Genomic DNA, 19,703 nt, shown 5'->3' with positions numbered 1-19,703 from the left:
AAGCATATTTTAAAAGTTTAGTATAGGACTATTTAGAAAAAATGGTTACCGGCATTGAATAGTGGCTTCAGCAGTTTATATTTCGGGGTGTCTATGACAGATCACTTCTACAAACATTGAACAGAGTCTTGCTGCCATCACTTTCACTATATAGAACAACGCCACCCTTGCCGATGTCGTGCCCGAATTACAAAAATAGTAGTCGAAAAGATTTTAAAAGAAAAATTAAATCAAAAAATATTTATATGTATGTATATAAATACAAAAATATTCATTAACTAACTATCAGAATAATAGCTGATTAAACCCGTACCACGATATTATATACTTATACAGTGTATTAAAGCGGATACAAAAATAGTATTAGGTAATATTGTTAAACTATGATCGCTTGAACTGTCACATCTGCAGGAATATTTGAATATATATGCAGTTGCTGTATACTCTCTCCGTTCTCTTGAATAAATGTTTTTTTCTTCTATTATATTCTATACATGATAAGCGAAAATTGTATGATATTATGTATTATGACCTTATACAAACATATCTTTTAAAAGGAGGCCTACCATGGCAAATTGGTTTACAATGGACACCCCTTTGGGAGAAGCAGTGACCTTTACAAACGACCTGCTTTGGACCTACGTACTTATTGCAATGCTGTTGATTCTCGGAGTTTTCTTTACTATCCGAACAGGCTTTGTTCAATTCTCATTACTTGGAGAAATGGTAACTCAGCTGTTTAAAGGCACAAATCATCAGGGATTCAAAGAAAGAAAAGGGACTACTCCGTTTCAGGCTTTTGCTATCAGTACAGCGGCAAGAGTTGGTACCGGGAACCTGGCCGGTGTTGCTATTGCTATCACCGTCGGCGGTCCGGGTGCTATATTCTGGATGTGGATTATTGCCCTGCTTGGTGCTGCTACCGGATTTGTGGAAAGCACGCTGGCACAGATCTATAAAGTAAAAGATAAAGACGGATTCCGCGGCGGCCCTGCTTATTATATGGAAAAAGCTCTTGGTGCCAGGTGGATGGGCGTTCTTTTCGCCATATTGATTACGCTTTGTTTCGGGCTGATCTTTAACGCCGTTCAGTCGAACACAATTGCTGCTGCCTTCAGCGGTTCTTATAATATTGATCCGCTCTTTATCGGTATTGGGATCGCCTTCCTTATCGGTATTGTAGTCTTTGGTGGTATCCGCCGGATTGCTGTTGTAGCTGAAATTATTGTTCCTGTCTTTGCCCTTCTTTACATATTTGCCGCTCTTATTATAATGTTCATGAATATTACAGAACTTCCTGGAGTCATTGCGCTTATTGTCGGAAATGCATTCGGACTTCAGGAAGTTGTAGGGGGCGGGGTTGCTGCTGCCTTAATGAATGGGATTCAGCGCGGGTTATTCTCCAACGAAGCTGGTATGGGTAGTGCGCCAAACGCGGCAGCTACAGCTTATGTCACCCACCCGGTTAAACAGGGGCTTGTCCAGGCACTTGGCGTGTTTACAGATACCCTTATCATCTGTAGTGCGACAGCTTTTGTTATCATTCTTGCCGATGTTCATACTGTTGGGGAAATGGAAGGCATCCAACTGACACAGATGGCCTTTGACTCGCACTTTGGAGCCTGGGCCCAGACTTTCGTTTCTCTCGCTATTTTCTTCTTTGCTTTCAGTTCCCTGCTTGGTAACTATTACTACGGGGAAGCAAACATTGAATTCATTACGGAAAACCGATTGTATGTACAGATTTTCCGTATCGCTTTTCTAGCTATGGTGCTTATCGGATCCATGCTTTCGCTGGACTTGATCTGGAACCTGGCTGACGTGTTTATGGGTACGATGGCTGTAGTGAACCTTATAGCAATTACACTGCTTACCAAAACGGCAGTGGCTGCATTAAATGACTATAGACGTCAGAAAAAATCAGGACAGGATCCTATTTTTTACAAAAATACGATTCCAGGTTTAAAGAATGTAGAAGCCTGGGATAAAGAAGACGATACAAAAGAATAAGCATAAAAGCCGGCAGGACAGTCCCTGCCGGCTTTTATTATAAAAAACGATACTTTTCATATGGGTTACAACCTTTGTATTTCGGGTATCTAGTAAGCAATACACTGCGTTAATGAGAAAGGAGGAACAAACGATGACTATTCTTTTACGCTTTTTATTATTTCTATTTGTATTATTGAACTTAGCCCTGGCAGGACTTGTTATTGCAGGACTCTTCCAATGGCAGCCCGCCCTGCAGGCCGTAGAAACCTACTTTCTTCAAGCTTCTTATATGTCACAGAGCTGGTGGATTGGATTAATTATTGTGTGTGCATGGGCACTTATATGCTTACTATTTCTTATCCCAGCCCTCAAGCCAAAGAAAAAACCAAAGAAAGTTAAGTACATTAACACAACTTCTTCTCACGGCAGTATCCAGGTGCCTATGGAAACTGTAGAAGATATCGCTCATAAAAGCGCTGCTACAAAGCCTGGTGTAAGGCATGTAGATGTGTCCTGCTCCCGTGCTGGAGAAAATGTCGTTACACTTAATGTAACCGTAAGGGCCAATGACCGGGCAGACGAATCCTACTTATCACAGGAAGTAGAGGAATCCATCCGTCATGATGTCGAAAATTATGCGGAAGTAACCATTAAAAGCCTGAACCTTAAAGTAGAAGGCGCAGAAGCTCCTTCTCAGCGCTCCAAACAAAAAGTACAATAAGTAAGCCCGGCAGGGCAGGAAAATGAGGTGATACTATGGAACACAACCCCCACCAGGGACGAATTCATCCGGAAGGTGCAGAAGCAAACATAACCCCGGCTGAATATAACCGGGAAGCTATCGAAAAAACAGCCGCTTCTGTTACCAGGAATGTACAGGGCATTGTTGAAATGAGCGGAAATGTCGCCGACCGTATGACAGAAAGACTTGGCAGCGACAATCCCCGGAAAGGCGTCCAGGCTTTTATAGATGGCCAATCTCTTTCTATTGAATTAACCGTTACGGCACGCTACGGAGAAAATCTTCAATCTCTTCATCAACGTGTAAAAGCAGCAGTGACAGAAGCACTTCAGCCTATGACAGCCCTTACTGTTACAAGCGTAAAGCTTTTTGTTGAAAACATTGAAAAACACCCCCGGGAAGAATCGATTGCTTAACTAAATAAAAGCATGCAGGCTGAACAACAGCTCTGCATGCTTTTTATTATTTTCTCAGTACATCGTGGTCTACATAACGTTCTCCGTTCATTTCGCTGATGATATTAACAGCGGTCCGGGCCCCATCACCGGAAGTAATGATCGTATGCACACTTGCTCCGGCAATCGTCCCCGCTGCCCATACATGCTCCATTGACGTCCGGCCGGCCGCATCTGTTTTTACAATTTTCTTAATGCGGGGCTCCCGGCCTTCTTCCATTTCAATACCTGCCGCTTCCGGCAGCTGGGGATTGTTTCCAGTTGTTAACAAAACATGTTCTGCTTCATAATCTCCGTCTTCCAAATATATTTTTATTCGACCATTTTCCAGCTTTTCCATTTTAATTACCGTTGCTGTAACACGCTCTGCCCCGTGTTTTTCCGCCTGTTTTTTCCCTGTTTCCAGCAGGTCCGGTCCCGCAGTCTCCGGGATGCCGTAATGATTTTCCACCCATGCGGCTTTCGTCATGCTCTGTTCGTTATCAATTACTAACGTATGTTTTCCGGCTTTGGCAGCGAATATTGCTGCACTTGAACCGGCCGGCCCGGCTCCAATCACGATAATATCATACATAGATATCTCCCCTTTTCTCTGTTTATCTTCTATTTCCGAATTCCTGCTCATGTAAACCAGACGGCTTTCTTTTCAAATAAGAATAGACAGCATCTGTAAAATCTTATATAATCCAATAAAACCTATTCATTTACTAGGCATTAATTATTGGAAAAGAGGATTGCACCATGAGTCTGGAAGCTGTCATTGTTGTCTGCACGATTATTATTATGCTTATTTGTTTAATGAAAGAAGTAGCCCGGCCTGATTTTATTGTCTTCTGTGCCCTGGCTTTTCTCATGTTTACCGGCATTTTGGCTCCTGCTGATGCCCTCGTCGGATTTTCCAACGAAGGGATGCTTACTGTCGGCCTTTTGTTTATAGTTGCAGGCGCGGTTCAGCAGAGCGGTGTATTGAACCAGCTTGTTTACCGTGCATTGGGTAAAAAAGAAGGATCCAGCGCTATGATACCGCGTATGATGCTTCCGGTCTCCAGTTTATCTGCTTTTCTTAATAACACGCCTATCGTTGTCATGTTCACTCCTGTAATTAAGGATTGGTGCAAAAAGCACAATGTCGCTCCATCCAAGTTTCTTATACCTTTGTCGTATGCTGCTATTTTTGGTGGCACGCTTACATTAATCGGTACCTCCACCAACTTAATTATCCACGGTCTGATGCTTGATCAGGACATGGCAGGGTTTTCTATGTTTCAGCTGACTGCTGTCAGCCTCCCGGCCTGCATAATCGGTATTCTTTATTTAAGCACGGTAGGCTATAAACTTCTTCCGGTAAGAAAAAGCTCAGAAGAGTCTTTCACGGAGCACGCTAAAGAATATCTGGCCCAGAGCCGTATCACTGCAGCCTCTCCTTTAATCGGGAAAACGATTGAAGAAGCCGGCCTCCGCAATTTAAAAGGGCTGTACTTAATTGAAGTAATCAGCGGGACCGAACGAATTGCGCCGGTGCCCTCCTATTATCAACTAAAAGAAAAAGACCGTTTGATTTTCACCGGGCTTTTATCCACGATTGTTGAGCTTCATCAGGTAAAAGGCCTTCGTGTGGAAACCGGCACGGATATAGAGCTTGATGAACTGAGCAACGGCCGGGCAGTGCTGAATGAAGTCGTAATTCCATCCCAGTCTCCGCTCGCTTATTCTACACTAAAGGAAAATCAGTTCCGGTCCCGTTTCCAGGCCGGCGTAGTCGCTGTTCATCGTGCCCAGGCGCGTATCCAGAACAAAGTAGGCGATATCGTATTAAAGCCCGGGGACACACTGCTTTTGCTGAGTGACCGCGAATTTGCGGAAAAGCATAAAGAATCCAAGCTGTTTTATTTCATGAATACTACAGCACAGCAGGAACTGGTTCCTCAAAAAAAGTCACTCATTGCCTTGTTCACTCTCATCGGCATGATTCTTCTGGCTTCTACAAACGTGCTGTCGATGTTTATGTCTGCCATGCTGGCGGTTATCGTGCTGATATTAACGAGAACCATCACGCTGGAAGGGGCAAAAAATTATGTGCACTTTAACGTACTGATTCTTATTGCCTGCTCTATCGGTATTGGAGCCGCCCTCCAGCAGACAGGGGCCGCTGAATTTATTGCCACCTATCTCGTCTCCTGGACGGCCGGCGTTGGTATTATCGGTACGATTGCAGCTGTCTACATTCTTACAAATATATTCACTGAAGTTATTACGAATAATGCGGCCGCTGTGCTTATGTTTCCGATCGCTTTCGCGTCAGCCGGCCAGGTCGGCATCGATCCAATGGGGCTCTTCGTTACGATTGCCATTGCGGCTTCTGCAAGCTTTATCACCCCTATCGGCTATCAGACCAACTTAATTGTATACGGCCCCGGCGGCTATAAATTTACGGATTATATTAAAGTCGGCCTGCCGCTCACTATTATGTATATGATTGTTACCGTAACAATGGTTCACCTGCTGTGGGTATAAAAAAAGCAGCTCTCTGTGAGGAGAGCTGCTTTACAGTTTGTCGAGAAACTATTTCACCTTGTATATTTATACACGATCTTGAATTCTTTTAATACTTTGTTGAAAAGAGGAGAAGAAAAATATACAGGGGTGACTCCTGCAGAACAGCCATCGGTGAAGATAAAGAGGGCGTTATTTTCCTCTTTAGCTGAGGCATGGCCTGCGGAAAGCACCCCTGTACAGGATTTTGTATAAAAATACGTATTTATCGTCTTTTTCAACAGCCTGAAAGCAGCTCTCTGTGAGGAGAGCTGCTTTACTTATTTTTCATCAATTTCAATTGGAGCCGTGGTTCGTTTCATAAATAAAGATAAGACGAACGCTATAATCGCGAAGATCAGGCCGACCGTAAAGGCTCCCTGCACACCGGATGTGAGTGCTTCCTGCTGCGCAGCAGCTGATTCCGGATCAACTGCACTTTGCAGATATCCGGTTTCAGCTGCAGTCATAATCCCGATAAACAGCGCTACCCCAATCGCTCCTGCTACCTGCTGAAGCGTATTAAGAATAGCCGTTCCGTGCGGATAGTATTTACGCGGCAGCTGATTCAATCCATTTGTCTGACCCGGCATCATCACCAGGGAAATGCCCAGCATCAGCATCGAATGAAACGTAACAAACTGCCAGGTGGCGGTCTCTGTCGTTACGTTGGTGAAAAACCACATTGTCACAACGAGCAGGGCCGTACCGGGAATCACTAAGACTCTCGGTCCATATCTGTCGAACAGTCTCCCCGCAATTGGGGACATCGCTCCATTCAGCAGACCTCCCGGAAGAAGAGCCAGTCCGGCTGCAAAAGCCGTTAAAGCAAGGCCTCCCTGGAGAAAGAGCGGCAGGATAATCATCGTAGAAAACATGGTCATCATCATAATAATAAGCAGGACGGTTGTTAATGAAAACATCGGTGATTTAAATGCTCTCATATCAAGCATCGGCTCTTTTAGACGAAGCTGCCGCCAGACGAATAAACCAAGGGATGTAAATCCGGCAATAATCGTTAAATATACTCCCGGATCAGTCCATCCCCCGTCTCCTTCCCCGGCATTACTAAATCCAAATACCAATCCGCCAAAACCAATGGTTGATAACACAATAGAAATAACGTCTACTTTCGGCTTAGTAATGTCTGATACGTTTCTTAAATAAATCATCCCAAAGATAATGGAAAACAAAGCGAAAGGAATGATTAAAAAGAACAGCCAGCGCCAGTTAAGCGACTCTACGATAACGCCGGATAACGTGGGCCCGATGGCCGGAGCAAACATAATAACAAGACCCATCATTCCCATGGCGCCTCCGCGTTTTTCAGGCGGATACAGCACAAGAATAGTATTCATTAATACGGGAAGCAGCAGGCCGGTGCCTCCTGCCTGAATAATTCTTCCCACCAAAAGAACGGGGAAGTTCGGGGCCAGGCCGCTTAGCAGTGTCCCGGCTGTAAATAACGCCATGGCTCCGAGAAACATCTGTCTCGTCGTAAACCATTGAATCAGCAGGGCTGAAACAGGTACCAGAATACCAACCACAAGCATAAACCCTGTCGAAAGCCACTGAACTGTAGCCGCTGTAACTTGAAGCTGAGCCATTAAATCGGTGTACGCCACATTTAAGAGCGTTTCATTTAAAATAGCAATGAAAGCACCTATGATTAAGGAAATCATAATAGGGGCTCTTTTAATTCCACTTGTATCTACTGCTTTAGATTTTGTCGTTCCTGCTGCCGCGTCCATGCTTTCACCTCTTATACTATTTACCTAGCTATCTATTTTTTTAAAGCATAGAACAGCTTATCCTATATCCAGCTTTTTCTCAACAGAAAAAGCTTTCAAATTTGTAAAAAATAAAAAAACCTTCCGGTTTTCGGAAGGTTTTTTATAAATACTCAAGCAGGGCCGTAGCAATGGAAAAGTAAATACTCAGCCCGACAATATCGTTCATTGTTGTAATAAAAGGCCCGGAGGCAACGGCAGGATCAATTTTCAGCTTATTAATAATAATCGGGAACACTGCGCCAATCAATGCTGCCGCGCTGAGTGACAACAGCAGGGAGATTGCTACAATAAAAGCCAGCACAATATTTCCGTATAATAAGGTGACCAGGCCCAGTAGAACTACTGAACAGGCGGCCCCCATTAATATTCCGGTGCCAAGCTCTCTGCGCAGCATTAGAAACAATCCCTTTTTTTCCAGGGCTCCTGTGGCCAGGTTCCGTACGACCACGGCTAGTGACTGCGTGCCGGCGTTTCCCGCCGCTCCCATGATTAAAGGGATAAACACAGACAGCACCACAATCGCTTCCAGCGTTTCTTCATATTGATTAATCAAGTTCGCTGTAATTAATCCCAGAAACATCAGCAGTACAATCCAGGGCGCTCGTTTAGCTGCTGCCTGAAACGGATTCAAGCTGAGGTCTGTCGATCCTTTGGAAGCAGATATTTCTTCAATATCTTCTGTTACTTCTTCTTCAAGAACGTCCATTGCATCATCAAATGTAATGATGCCGACAAGTTTATTATCCTTTGTTACAACAGGGGCTGCCAGCAGATCATAGTCCTTAATAATCTGGGCTGCCTCTTCCTGGTCCAGGTACTCGTCGACCGAAATAACCTGCGTGTTCATCACGTCTTTAACGATGCGATCGGCATCACTGACAATAATATCACGGAGAGAAACAACCCCGACGAGCTCACCGTCCGCTCCCACAACATAAAGATAGTACACTGATTCTGCTTCGTTTCCAGCTTTTCGGAGGTAAGCCATTACTCCGTCAATCCGCTGATCTGCAAATATTTCCAGAAACTCTTTTGTCATCACAGCACCAGCTGTTTTTTCCGGGTAGGACATAATCTCCCGAACTTCGCGGGCTTCTGTCTGATCCATCATTTCCAAAAGAGCTTCTTTTCGGTCTGCATGAGGAATTTTCCCTATAAATTCAGCTACATCATCAGCATACATTTCGTTTAATACTGCAGCTAGGCGTTCATCATCCATTTCTATGGAAGTAAAAAACTGATCTTCATATTCCATCAGCTGAAATACAGCTGCAAGCTCTTCTGCTTCCAGATAGGCATACAGCTGCTTTCGTTCCTCTTTTTCCAATTCGAACAATACCTGCATCTGATCGTTCGGGTGAAGGTCCAGAAAGGGCTCGCGGAATTTCTCTATGCTGCCTTCTTTTAATAGATTTCTAATTTCCAGGACGTTTATTTCTACTGGAGTGTTGTTATTGTAATCCACGTATGCCCACCTCCTCGTGCTTCCCTTAGTTTATACCTATAAAAGAAGCATGGAAAGCCCCGTCCGCCATATTTTTCAAAACCGGAAGCTCTATCTAAGCTGCCACATCGCGTTTGGAAAAAACAAAAAACGTAATAAAGGAAAAAACTACAAAGTATATGATAAGAACAGCAACTGAAAATGGCAGGGTCATTCCTTCTATAAGCGGTGCCCCTGTTCCAAAATACATACGCAGGTCTGTGTTTGCAAACAAAATATATTTTGCCCAGTTATACTGGCTCAGGAATGCCACAACGTTCGTGCCGGCAAACATGAGAAAAATGGTCAGTCCTATCGCAATTGAGCTGTTGCGGAAAACGGCTGCAATCATAAAAGCAAAAATAGTCATCATAACCAGGTTCACCATTGCCAGGCCATAACCTGTCCAAACACTTGCCGCCATGCTCTGTTCCACTACATTTCCATTATCCAGATACAGCGTCGTTAACTGCAGGGACTGGAAACCAAAAAAGATTCCACCTGAAAGGTAGGCCGTAACAAAAAGCAGCGCCAGCAGTCCCGCCGCGTACATTAAACTGACGACAAGCTTTGACAGCAGAATCATCCATCGTTTAACCGGTCGGATCAGCAGCAGTTTAATTGTCCCATTGGAAAACTCCCCGGCCACACTGGATGCCGCTGCAATAACAGTAAACAGTGTTACAAACATCGTTAAGATAGAAACAAAGTCAACAAATCCCCACTGAGTCGCATCATTAATAGGGGGAATATCATTATCGAGCCGATATGTGTTTAATATAATATTTTCCTCGAATTGAACTGCCTCAGGATTTTCAGCAAGAATTTCCCGGTCGGCTTCCACCTGCTGTTCTAGTTCCGCTCTCCAATTATCTGCCGGCGGATCAACGTTCAAAAGCGTTATGAGCGCGGCGCCGATGACAACAGCGGCTAAAATGCCTGCCATCACCCAGGTTCCTGTTCTATTAAAAAGCTTCATGAGTTCATTTTTTACTAAATCAGTAAACTTAGACAACGCCTTCCCCTCCAGTCACCTTTAAGAATTTATCCTCCAGCGTCCCGCCGTTTAACGCAGCTTCGTAAATATTAATACCCGCTCCGGCAAGCTCTGTAATCAGTTCAGGCACTTTGTCCGGTGCGGTCTGCAGCTGAATGGTTTTTCCTTTGGTAATCATCGTTTGTTTAGGAAAGTGGGCCTTCAGGATTTTCTGGGCTTCCCGTACCGGATCCACTGTGAGATGAAGCGTTTTTTCTTCTATCCCTCCGACAAAGTCATGAACGTTCTGCACATCAATCAGCTTACCCTTTTGAATAATGCCAATACGGTCACACATCAGCTCCATTTCTGAGAGCAGATGGCTGGATACAAATACAGCCATTCCTTCTTGTTCTGCCAGATAACGCAGGTGACGCCTCATCTCGCGTATTCCCGCGGGATCCAGTCCATTTGTCGGTTCATCCAGTATAAGAAGCTTCGGCTTATGCAGCAGGGCCTGGGCGAGCCCGAGACGCTGTCTCATACCAAGGGAGTAGCGCCTTACTTTCTGGCCGCTCGATTCCCGCATACCTACAATGTCCAGAACCTGATCGATTCTTCCTTTGGAGGTAATGCCGTTCATCCGGGCGTAATGAACAAGGTTTTGATATCCACTCATATAGCCGTACATTTCCGGATTTTCGACAATTCCGCCGACGTGCTCCATCGCCTGGACAAATTGCTTTTGTACACTGAAACCGTTAATTTGGACGTCTCCTTTGGAGGCTTTCATTAAGCCAAGCATCATCCGGATCGTCGTTGTTTTCCCGGCCCCGTTCGGACCCAGAAAACCAAATACTTCTCCCCCGTAAATATCTACGGAAATATCATCTACTACATTGGTACGGCCCAACGTCTTCGTCAGCCCTTCGATTTTTACAATTGGATTTTCACTCATAAGCCGCCTCCTTAATCTCATAATATGATTTCATCCACTCTACTGTACTAAACCCGTGCTTGTACCGTATATCTTCCGTATACTCCCAGGCCAGTATCTTCCCATCTTTCATCAACATGACCTGATCAAGCAGTGGTTCGATTTCGCCAAGTTCATGTGTGGTCAGCAGAACGGTTTGTTTTTCTACGTCAATGTAGGAAATCAGCCCTTTGATAATAGATTCTTTCACCATAGGGTCAAGGCCGGAAAGGGGCTCATCCATTAAAATGACAGAAGCTTCTCTGGAAAGAACGAGCATTATTTTAACCCGGCCTCTGCTTCCTTTTGAGAGAGATTTAATCCGGCTTGCTTCTTCAATATTCATAAAGGTCATCATGTCAGCCGCTTTTTCTCTATTAAAATCCGAAAACTGCGTAGCATAAAAGTCGATCATTTCTTTAACTGTATAAAAGGAGTAATAACTCTCCATTTCTGATAGATAAGCTATATTGGAAGCGCTTCGGCGGGATACTTTTCCGCCGTTCAACCGAATACTTCCCTTATCGGGTCTGACCAGGCCGGCAAGCATCTTCAGAAGCGTCGATTTGCCGCTCCCATTTGCTCCAACGATACCAACAATGCCCGAACCTTCCGGAAGAGAAAAGTTAATATGATCAGCCGCCTTTTTCCGGCGGTAGCTTTTGCATACTTCCTGCATTTCAATCATTTTCTTCCTCCTTTAAGTAGCGCTCCACTCCTGAAAGAATGTCTTCTGTTGAAAAGCCCATCTCCTTCATTTCTTTTGTAAACTGGCTGATCTGCTCCTGTTTTAAATTCTCGCGGAGCTGAAGAAGCACTTCTTTATCTTCCGTTACAAACGTTCCCTGCCCTCTTTTTGTTTCCACGACACCGTCTCTTTCCATTTCATTGTATGTTCTGGAGACGGTATTTGGATTCACTCCAAATTGAACGGCAGTATCTCTTACTGATGGAAGCTTTTCCCCCGGCTTCCATTCTTCTCTTAATATTCTCCAGTAAATCTGCGTGGCTAATTGTCTGTAAATGGGTTTTGATGCATCAAAGGATGCTGGCATGCTCTACACCTCCACTCTTTTTTCAAGCAGAAACGAAGCAATAACCAGCACAAGCAAAGCTTCAAAGATTCCATATACAAAGGTCCCTGCATAAAAGCTGTAAGGAGCCTGGGCAGTGATTTCTCCGAGTACTCCTGTTTGAAAACGCACGGAAATTTCTCCCCATTCTGTCAACGTTTCGTAAACAGCTGAATTTGACAGCTCCGTGTAAAGCCAGCTTCCGGCACCAACTAATACAAAAACAATAAAAATCGCCGGCCAATTCCCTGTATAGGGCTTGATAAGTAAATACAGACTGTAAAACAACACAACAAACATATCAATCATTAAAGAAAAGAACAGTATGGTCAAAGCGCCCAGCATGCATGCTGTAAGCAGTTCACCCGTAGAAGGAAAAACAACCTGTTCATGGGCTGCCAGCAGAAAAAACACTAAAAATAATATTCCATTTACCAGTAATGTGACGGCTCCGTATATTACCGCGCTTGCTATTTTAGCTGATAAAAGCTTCATAATACTCTGTGGTGTATGAAGCCATAATTCCAGATGCCTGTTTTCCCTGTAAAAGCTGATAATAAAAAAAACAGGAATATATAAAAACTGTGCAAAAACTCCAGCTCCTAATAAAAGGGCAGAAGCATTAAAGGGGTCTGCCCCGCGTACCAATGGGATGATCAGAGTCAGACTCAGTAAAAGAGCTATCAAAAGCAGACCCGCTATGAAAATAGGCTTCATTAAACGCATTTCTTTTTTCCATAATCCTATCCAGCTTTTCATTATTTATCTCCTTTGTATTAGTGAACTAGTTACATAGTACACCCGTACAATAAAAGTGTCAACAACAAAAAAACACCCCGAAATAACAGAAGTGTTTTTTCATTATGGTAATAAATTACATATAATATATTGTAAAGAAATGAAAAGTTATTTTCAATCTGCGTCGTACACAACACCGAGCTGCTGCCTTACTTCATCTATCACAGCCAATACGTCCCGGGACTGCTGCAGCGTCACCTGCCGTTTGCCGCCTGAAGTGATCAGCTTCATAAATTCTTCTATCTCATAGCTCATCGCCTGTCGCCCGGAAGGCATCGACAGCTTTTCTTCTTCTCCGCCGCGCGGCAGAAAAGCGACTTCTTCCGGTGTATTTACATTATCTATCCGCAGCACACCGTCTTCTCCCTGAATCTCACTGGCAAGCGACGATCCCATGATTTTCGAATACGAAATAATAACTTCAAATCCATCGTACTGCATAAGAACGCACGCCTGTCCGTCCACTCCTGTTTCGAGTTTGTGTCCCATAGCCATGATACGCGAGGGAGGGCCAAACCAGGCTACTGCCGGATGAAAAAGATACACACCCAGATCCATACTCGCTCCGTTGGAAAGCTCCGGCTTAAATGCATTCAGAATAGTTCCTTCCTTATAGGCATCGTACCGGCTTGAATACTGGCAGTACTGCAGGTAGACGCGCCGGATCGGGCCTGCTTTTTCCAGGTGGCTCGTCATTTCTTTAAAAGCAGGCGTATACATGTTTTTAATGCCTTCCATTAACACGACCTGCTTTTGTTCTGCTTTTTGTATAAGGGCTTCTGCTTCTTTTTCGTTGGAGCATAATGGTTTTTCGCAGATAACATGCTTTCCCTTTTCCATTGCCGCCAGCGCCTGCTCGGCGTGATACCGGTTGGGGCTCGCAATATAGACAGCCTCCACCTCCGGGTCAGCAAGCATCGCTTCCAGGCTGTCATACGCCCGGGCTGCTCCATTTTTGGAAGCAAACGCCTCTGCTTTTTTCCTGTCTCTTGAAAAAACAGCTGTCAGCTCAAAACCTTCCACTTCTGTTCCCGCTTCAATAAACGCTTCTGTAATCCAGTTCGTTCCAATTGTTGCTATTTTCACCGGTCTCACTCCTCTTTTTTTCTATCATAGCATGAGTACACGAAAGATTTTATTTAACCTCAAAAAGCCCCTTCCCGGCATGGGAAAGAGCTTTTGTTTTGATTAAAGAGAATCGAAATCATTATCTGAATCTACTAAATTGTAGTCCGTCACCGTCGTTTCAAAGAAATCGGCTTTTCCGGTCGTATTATCATTATAAACTGAAACCCAGCGCATCGGATTTTTATTGTACCCTTCAAATACTGCATCAAATCCAAGCTCTTTAATCCGCTTGTTCGCCATAAATTTAATATAGCTTTCCAATTCATTGGCATTGATTCCGTCTATCTTATTGCCGATTACATAGTTTCCCCATTTGATTTCAAGTTCTGCCGCTTCAATAAAGGTTTCTTTTACAAAGTCGGCAAACTCGTCAGTATTCAGCTCAGGGTTTTCCTGCAGGGTCTCTTTTAAGATGTGGACAAACAGATTAACGTGAATCTGTTCATCCCGATTTATGAAATTAATCATTTTAGAGGTTCCGAGCATCTTCTCGTTTCGGGCCAGGTTGTAGAAGAAAGCAAAACCGGAGTAGAAAAACAACCCTTCCAGAATAACGTCATATACAATCGCGCGGACGAAGTTTTCCTGGGTGGGATTCTCCGTAAAATCGGTATATCCATCTGCAATAAACTTGTTGCGTTCCAACAATACTTCATCGGTTTTCCAGTATTCGAACACTTTTTCCTGCGTATTGCCGTCTGTTACGCTCGATAGAACGTACGTATACGACTCATTGTGGACTACTTCCTGAAAAGCCAATACGGACATAAGGGCCGACAGACTGGAATCGGTCAGGTACTCGGACACTTTGGAGGAAAAATCCGTCTGTACGCTGTCCAGAAAAGCCAGCAGTCCGATGATTTTATTAAAGGCTTCCCGCTCATCACCGCTCAGCTGCTTATACTGGTTGCGGTCGTTAATTAAGCTGACTTCATCTGGAATCCAGAAGTTGCGGAGCATATTTTTATACATAGGGTAGGCCCACTTGCGCGCAGTCTGATCCCAGTTTAGTATATTCGAGCTTTCGCCGTTGATAATACCGGTTGATTTATTTGGAGCTGTCGTGTCATACAGCTTGCGTTTTTGTAAAGTAGCCATTTTTTATGCCTCCTCTTTTCTTTTCTCTTAGCTGGAGCAGCTTTCGCAGTCCTCTATTACCGTTGAAGTGGAACGTGTGTAATACGTGGTTTTAAGTCCTGCTGACCATGCCTGAAGGTGCATATCCAGAAACTCTTTTGCTTTAATGTCCCGGGGGATATACAGGTTAAAACTGACCGCCTGATCAATATGCTTCTGGCGGGCGGCATTTTGGCGGATACTCCATGACTGATCAATGTTAAACGCAGACTTATAATACCAGATCGTCTTGGAACTGATATCAGGAGCGGTAGCCGGGGACCGGTAGCCTTTTTTCTCCTCCACGTATTCCTGGCGGTAAATAGGGTCAATACTGGCGGTGGATCCTGCAATAAGTGAGGTCGTTGCATTGGGTGCTACCGCCATAAGGTAGCCGTTGCGGATACCATTTTTCTGGATGCGTGTACGCAGCTCGTCCCATTCTTTTGAATCATATTTCCGTTCCAGGTAAGCACCGCTTTCCCATTCGCTTCCTTCAAATAATGGATAGGCGCCTTTTTCTTCTGCAATACGGCAGCTCGCTTCGAGCGTTAAATAGCTGATTTTCTCGTATAGTTCATCTGCATAGGCTACGGCTGTTTCTGATTCCCAGCGGATGCCTTTTAATGCCAGCAGATGGTGCCATCCGAACGTGCCAAGGCCAATGCCTCTGTAACGCTTGTTTGTCAGCTGCGCCTGCAGCACTTCAATATGATTTAAGTCAATGACATTGTCGAGCATGCGGACCTGAACTGGAATCAGACGCTCAAGCACCCCTTCTGTAACTGCTCTGGCAAGAGAAATGGAAGAGAGATTGCAGACGACCATATCTCCCGGTGTTTTTTCCGTAATAATCGTGCCTTCCGGCGTCAGCTTCTCTTCTTTAATAACCGTGGCGCTCATGTTCTGCATAATTTCTGTGCAGAGATTCGAGCTGTAGATCATGCCTTCGTGCTTGTTGGGGTTTTCCCGGTTTACCGTGTCACGGTAAAACATATAAGGTGTTCCGGTCTGCAGCTGGGATTTCATCACGCGTTTCATAATCTCAATCGCAGGGATTCGTTCTTTTGAAATACCGGGATGGTCCATGCACTGCTGATACTTTTCCCGAAACGATCCTCTGCCTTCTTTTTCATCATAAAAATCTTCTAGAGACCAGCCCATAACCTTTTCTACTTCATGGGGGTCAAACAAGTACCAATCTTCGCGGCTCTCTACTTTCTCCATAAACAGGTCAGGCAGACACACTCCTGTGAAAATATCATGGGTGCGCATCCGCTCGTCTCCAGTGTTGAGCTTTACGTCCAGAAACTCGAGAATATCTTTATGCCATACGTCCAGGTAAACAGCGAATGCGCCCTGGCGCTGGCCGAGCTGATCTACAGAAACAGCTGTATTATTGAGCTGCTTCATCCAGCCCATAATACCGCCTGCTACTCCTTTGTATCCTTTAATGTCAGAACCACGACTTCGCAGCTTGCCGAAATATATGCCTACGCCTCCGCCATTTTTGGAAAGGTTGGCAACATCTGTATTGGAATCAAAAATACTGCGCAGGCTGTCATCTACTGTATCAATAAAGCAGGAACTCAGCTGGCCGACATTTTTTCCTGCATTCGCCAAGGTTGGTGTAGCAACAGTCATATAAAGATTAGACAGCGCCCAGTAAGCCTCTTTTACCATATGAAGACGATTTTCCTGAGGTTCTTCGATCATCAGCTTCATCGCAATCACCATAAATCGCTCCTGCGGCAGCTCATAGACATTTTTGCTTTTGTCGCTCGCCAGATACTTATGGGCAAGGGTCAGCACACCGACATACGTGAACAGCTCATCCCGCTCCGGCTTGATCGCCTGCTCGAGTTCGATGATTTCTTCTTTGGAATAATCGCGTAAAAGCGTACTGTCGTACACCCCTTTGCTTCCAAGTGTCTTTAACAGGCCGTACAGCGAACCGTATTTGTCTTCGGCATCGTACGCCCTGTTTTTGGCAGCTTCTTTATACAGCTTTCTCAAATAAATCCGTGCTGCGACATACGTCCACTGCGGACCGTTTCTGTCAATTCTCTCTGAAGCCTGCAGCGTAAGGAGCTGGGTAATCTGATCGGCTGAATAGCTGTCTTTATAGGATACATTGGAAACAACGGCTTCTTTGTATTCTTCTTTATCCAAATCTGGAAATCCGTCTGTTACTTCGTCTATATAGGCTTCGAGTCTTTGCTTTTCAAAAGCCAGGGTGCGGCTGCCGTTATCTTTAAATATTACTGTCATTCTACACTCTCCTTAGTTCACTTCCTGCGTCCATCTTTCCCGGACGAGGCGGGCGGCTTCTGTCATATTCTTTAATGCATCTACGGTTTCCGGGATATCCCTTGTTTTCAATCCGCAGTCCGGGTTGATCCAGAACAGGGACGGCGGCAGGACCTGCAGGGCGCGGTCAATCATCTGCAGCATTTCCTCGGGGCCTGGCACTCTTGGGCTGTGAATATCATAAACACCCAGACCGATTCCTTTATCATAAACGGCTGTCTCAAATGCTTCGATAAGTTCGCCGTGACTTCTCGATGTTTCGATGGAGATAACATCCGCATCCATAGCGCGTATCGATTCGATCATGTCCTGGAATTCGCTGTAGCACATATGCGTATGAATTTGTGTCGTGTTCTTTACGTTGGATGTCGCCAGGCGGAAGGCACGGACGGCCCAGTCCAGGTAATGCTCATGCTCGCTGTGCTTCAGCGGCAGCCCTTCCCGGATAGCCGGCTCATCCACTTGAATCATTTCAATCCCGGCTTTCTCCAATGCTTCCACTTCTTTGCTCAATGCTGCGGCGATCTGGTTTGTCACGTCGCGCTCTTCCATATCATCACGAACGAAAGACCATTGCAGGATAGTAACCGGTCCGGTAAGCATGCCTTTCATCGGCTTGTCCGTCAGGGACTGGGCGTACTCGGATTCTTTTACGGTCATCGGCTCTGTCCACTCTACATCTCCAAAAATAACAGGAGGCTTGACGCAGCGGGATCCGTAGGACTGCACCCAGCCGTTCGCTGTAAATGCAAAGCCAGCCAGTTTTTCCCCGAAGAATTCAACCATGTCGTTGCGCTCAAATTCTCCGTGTACGTAAACATCCAGATCAATATCTTTTTGAATGTCCACCCATTCTTTAATCTTTTCATTAATAAATGCATCGTATTCTGCTTTTGAGATCGTTCCTTTTTTCACATTCTGCCTGGCTACCCGGACTTCCTTCGTCTGCGGGAAGCTGCCGATTGTCGTCGTAGGGAACAGGGGAAGCTTCCATTTTTCCTGCTGAACGGTGCGGCGTTCGCTGAAGGCTGCCGTTCTTGAAGAAGGTGTGCTTTCTTTAACAGGTTCAAGCGCTTTTGTTCTCCATTCTGATTCTGCGAGCGCTTGAACTGCACGATGGCTTTTCTGAAGAAGCTCAGTGTTTCCTTCTTTTAATGCAGTCCGTAAATTTTTGATTTCTTCCAGCTTTTCATCAGCAAAGGAAAGAGCTTCCTGCAGTACAGGATTAAGCTTCGTTTCATTCTGAACGGTAACCGGAACATGCTGAAGACTGCAGGACGGCTGAATCCAAATCCGGTCTTCCGATACAGCGTTTTGTATCGTTTGAAGATCGACACTCTTTTTTACCCCGTCGCTTTTCCAAATATTTCTTCCATCAATAATGCCGGCACCGACTACTTTATCTTCAGGAAACCCATGGACACGGAGAGACTCCGTATTCTTTTCTTTCCCATAGACAAAATCAAGTCCTATGCCGGCAACGGGAAGGGAAGTGATCTCTTCGTAATGATCCACACCTTCGAAATACGTCTGCAGCATAAGAGAAATTCCCGGTACTTCTTCTGCAAAAAGACGATAGGCTTTCTCCAGGTGGACAATATCCTTTTTAGGAAAAGAAGCTACGAGCGAAGGCTCATCTATCTGGACCCATTGCACGCCTTCCTGCTTCAGCTCCTGCAGGACCCGAACATATAAAGGAAGAAGCTGATCAAGCAGTTCCCCAAAATTTTTCTCCTCATATCCTTTCGCCAGCTTCAAAAAAGTAACAGGACCAATTATAACCGGCTTTCCTTCTATTCCAAGCTCCTGCTTTGCCTGCCGGTACGCTTCAAGCGGCATATTTTTTGTCAGGCGGGGCACGGCATGTTCCATTTCAGGGACAATGTAGTGATAGTTTGTGTTAAACCATTTGGTCATTTCAGAAGCCTGAGCATATTCTGACCCTCTCGCCATAGCGAAGTAGGCACTGTCGGGTATTTCATCGCTGAACGTCCCGAACCTTTCCGGAACAATATTAAACATAACCGACATATCAAGCATCTGGTCATAGTAAGTAAAATCATTTACGGGAATCCAGTCGATTCCTCTTTGCTGCTGTTTAACAAGAGATTCCAGGCGAAGTCTTTTCATTTCCGCTTTCCACTCATCGTGCGTTATGTTCTTTTTCCAAAATGATTCCAGTGCTTTTTTCCATTCTCTGTTCTCTCCAAGTCTCGGATAGCCGAGGCTGCTTGTTGTCCATGTGCTCATTTGTAAAATATCCTCCCTTTTTTTTACTAGTCCTGATCCGTTCCGAATCCGTCCATTTCATAAAAAAAAGAGTATTTCC

The 19,703-nt window shown here is 44.8% G+C and carries 16 protein-coding genes; 4 read left to right on the top strand and 12 right to left on the bottom strand.

The features are described 5' to 3' along the window. The first annotated feature begins 585 nt into the window (after positions 1–585). From AC5W14_RS05235 to AC5W14_RS05225, 3 genes are all read left to right on the top strand, one after another. A complete protein-coding gene (locus AC5W14_RS05235; protein ID WP_496060093.1) occupies positions 586–2,010 on the top strand; it encodes an alanine/glycine:cation symporter family protein in 1,425 nt (474 codons plus the stop codon). Between the two features lie 133 nt (positions 2,011–2,143). After that, positions 2,144–2,713, top strand: a complete 570-nt coding sequence (gene amaP / locus AC5W14_RS05230) for an alkaline shock response membrane anchor protein AmaP (protein ID WP_496059826.1) — start codon at positions 2,144–2,146, stop codon at positions 2,711–2,713. Positions 2,714–2,748: 35 nt separating this feature from the next. Next, a complete protein-coding gene (locus tag AC5W14_RS05225; protein ID WP_496059827.1) occupies positions 2,749–3,150 on the top strand; it encodes an Asp23/Gls24 family envelope stress response protein in 402 nt (133 codons plus the stop codon). 46 nt (positions 3,151–3,196) lie between these two features. On the opposite strand, the gene AC5W14_RS05220 is transcribed toward AC5W14_RS05225, so the two are convergent. Next, on the bottom strand, positions 3,197–3,763 hold the full coding sequence (locus tag AC5W14_RS05220; RefSeq protein ID WP_496193941.1) for an NAD(P)/FAD-dependent oxidoreductase: 567 nt from the start codon (positions 3,761–3,763) through the stop codon (positions 3,197–3,199). A 167-nt stretch (positions 3,764–3,930) separates the two neighbouring features. Between AC5W14_RS05220 and AC5W14_RS05215 the strand changes: the two genes are divergently transcribed. Continuing rightward, positions 3,931–5,703 carry an SLC13 family permease gene (locus tag AC5W14_RS05215; RefSeq protein WP_496193843.1) on the top strand — a complete coding sequence of 591 codons (1,773 nt, stop codon included), beginning with the start codon at positions 3,931–3,933 and terminating at the stop codon, positions 5,701–5,703. A gap of 299 nt (positions 5,704–6,002) precedes the next feature. On the opposite strand, the gene AC5W14_RS05210 is transcribed toward AC5W14_RS05215, so the two are convergent. The 11 genes from AC5W14_RS05210 to metE form a co-directional block, all read right to left on the bottom strand. Next, positions 6,003–7,472, bottom strand: a complete 1,470-nt coding sequence (locus AC5W14_RS05210; protein ID WP_496059830.1) for an MDR family MFS transporter — start codon at positions 7,470–7,472, stop codon at positions 6,003–6,005. Between the two features lie 142 nt (positions 7,473–7,614). Then, on the bottom strand, positions 7,615–8,979 hold the full coding sequence (gene mgtE, locus AC5W14_RS05205) for a magnesium transporter (protein WP_496193842.1): 1,365 nt from the start codon (positions 8,977–8,979) through the stop codon (positions 7,615–7,617). Positions 8,980–9,073: 94 nt separating this feature from the next. Beyond that, positions 9,074–10,012 (bottom strand): ABC transporter permease, encoded by a 939-nt coding sequence (locus tag AC5W14_RS05200; RefSeq protein WP_496193841.1) that lies wholly within the window; start codon positions 10,010–10,012, stop codon positions 9,074–9,076. Then, positions 10,005–10,931, bottom strand: a complete 927-nt coding sequence (locus AC5W14_RS05195; RefSeq protein WP_496059833.1) for an ABC transporter ATP-binding protein — start codon at positions 10,929–10,931, stop codon at positions 10,005–10,007. The genes AC5W14_RS05200 and AC5W14_RS05195 overlap by 8 nt, the downstream gene beginning before the upstream one ends. Continuing rightward, positions 10,924–11,637, bottom strand: a complete 714-nt coding sequence (locus AC5W14_RS05190; protein ID WP_496193840.1) for an ABC transporter ATP-binding protein — start codon at positions 11,635–11,637, stop codon at positions 10,924–10,926. The genes AC5W14_RS05195 and AC5W14_RS05190 overlap by 8 nt, the downstream gene beginning before the upstream one ends. After that, positions 11,630–12,004: a GntR family transcriptional regulator gene (locus AC5W14_RS05185; RefSeq protein WP_496193839.1), complete on the bottom strand. Its 375-nt coding sequence runs from the start codon at positions 12,002–12,004 to the stop codon at positions 11,630–11,632. The genes AC5W14_RS05190 and AC5W14_RS05185 overlap by 8 nt, the downstream gene beginning before the upstream one ends. 3 nt (positions 12,005–12,007) lie before the next feature. Then, positions 12,008–12,781 (bottom strand): hypothetical protein, encoded by a 774-nt coding sequence (locus AC5W14_RS05180; protein WP_496193838.1) that lies wholly within the window; start codon positions 12,779–12,781, stop codon positions 12,008–12,010. A gap of 153 nt (positions 12,782–12,934) precedes the next feature. Then, positions 12,935–13,906, bottom strand: coding sequence for a Gfo/Idh/MocA family protein (locus AC5W14_RS05175; RefSeq protein WP_496193837.1), 972 nt, complete (start codon positions 13,904–13,906; stop codon positions 12,935–12,937). Positions 13,907–14,008: 102 nt separating this feature from the next. Further along, the gene (locus tag AC5W14_RS05170) at positions 14,009–15,046 is read right to left on the bottom strand and encodes a ribonucleotide-diphosphate reductase subunit beta (protein ID WP_496193836.1); all 1,038 of its coding nucleotides are present in this window, start codon (positions 15,044–15,046) and stop codon (positions 14,009–14,011) included. Positions 15,047–15,073: 27 nt separating this feature from the next. Next, on the bottom strand, positions 15,074–17,335 hold the full coding sequence (locus tag AC5W14_RS05165; RefSeq protein ID WP_496059836.1) for a ribonucleoside-diphosphate reductase subunit alpha: 2,262 nt from the start codon (positions 17,333–17,335) through the stop codon (positions 15,074–15,076). Positions 17,336–17,347: 12 nt separating this feature from the next. After that, positions 17,348–19,624: a 5-methyltetrahydropteroyltriglutamate--homocysteine S-methyltransferase gene (gene metE, locus AC5W14_RS05160; RefSeq protein WP_496193835.1), complete on the bottom strand. Its 2,277-nt coding sequence runs from the start codon at positions 19,622–19,624 to the stop codon at positions 17,348–17,350. Positions 19,625–19,703: the final 79 nt, after the last annotated feature.

It is taken from the genome of Sinobaca sp. TMA16-18 (assembly GCF_059510535.1).
The sequence above is the reverse complement of the archived record's forward strand: the minus strand, read 5'-3'. Positions and strand labels throughout refer to the sequence as shown.

Excerpts from the sequence above, each read along its gene's own strand:
- AC5W14_RS05235 (WP_496060093.1), top strand. The coding sequence starts at position 586 with ATGGACACCCCTTTGGGAGAAGCAGTGACCTTTACAAACGACCTGCTT.
- amaP (WP_496059826.1), top strand. The coding sequence starts at position 2,144 with ATGACTATTCTTTTACGCTTTTTATTATTTCTATTTGTATTATTGAAC.
- AC5W14_RS05225 (WP_496059827.1), top strand. The coding sequence starts at position 2,749 with ATGGAACACAACCCCCACCAGGGACGAATTCATCCGGAAGGTGCAGAA.
- AC5W14_RS05220 (WP_496193941.1), bottom strand. The coding sequence starts at position 3,763 with ATGTATGATATTATCGTGATTGGAGCCGGGCCGGCCGGTTCAAGTGCA.
- AC5W14_RS05215 (WP_496193843.1), top strand. The coding sequence starts at position 3,931 with ATGAGTCTGGAAGCTGTCATTGTTGTCTGCACGATTATTATTATGCTT.
- AC5W14_RS05210 (WP_496059830.1), bottom strand. The coding sequence starts at position 7,472 with ATGGACGCGGCAGCAGGAACGACAAAATCTAAAGCAGTAGATACAAGT.
- AC5W14_RS05195 (WP_496059833.1), bottom strand. The coding sequence starts at position 10,931 with ATGAGTGAAAATCCAATTGTAAAAATCGAAGGGCTGACGAAGACGTTG.
- AC5W14_RS05190 (WP_496193840.1), bottom strand. The coding sequence starts at position 11,637 with ATGATTGAAATGCAGGAAGTATGCAAAAGCTACCGCCGGAAAAAGGCG.
- AC5W14_RS05185 (WP_496193839.1), bottom strand. The coding sequence starts at position 12,004 with ATGCCAGCATCCTTTGATGCATCAAAACCCATTTACAGACAATTAGCC.
- AC5W14_RS05180 (WP_496193838.1), bottom strand. The coding sequence starts at position 12,781 with ATGAAAAGCTGGATAGGATTATGGAAAAAAGAAATGCGTTTAATGAAG.
- AC5W14_RS05170 (WP_496193836.1), bottom strand. The coding sequence starts at position 15,046 with ATGGCTACTTTACAAAAACGCAAGCTGTATGACACGACAGCTCCAAAT.
- AC5W14_RS05165 (WP_496059836.1), bottom strand. The coding sequence starts at position 17,335 with ATGACAGTAATATTTAAAGATAACGGCAGCCGCACCCTGGCTTTTGAA.
- metE (WP_496193835.1), bottom strand. The coding sequence starts at position 19,624 with ATGAGCACATGGACAACAAGCAGCCTCGGCTATCCGAGACTTGGAGAG.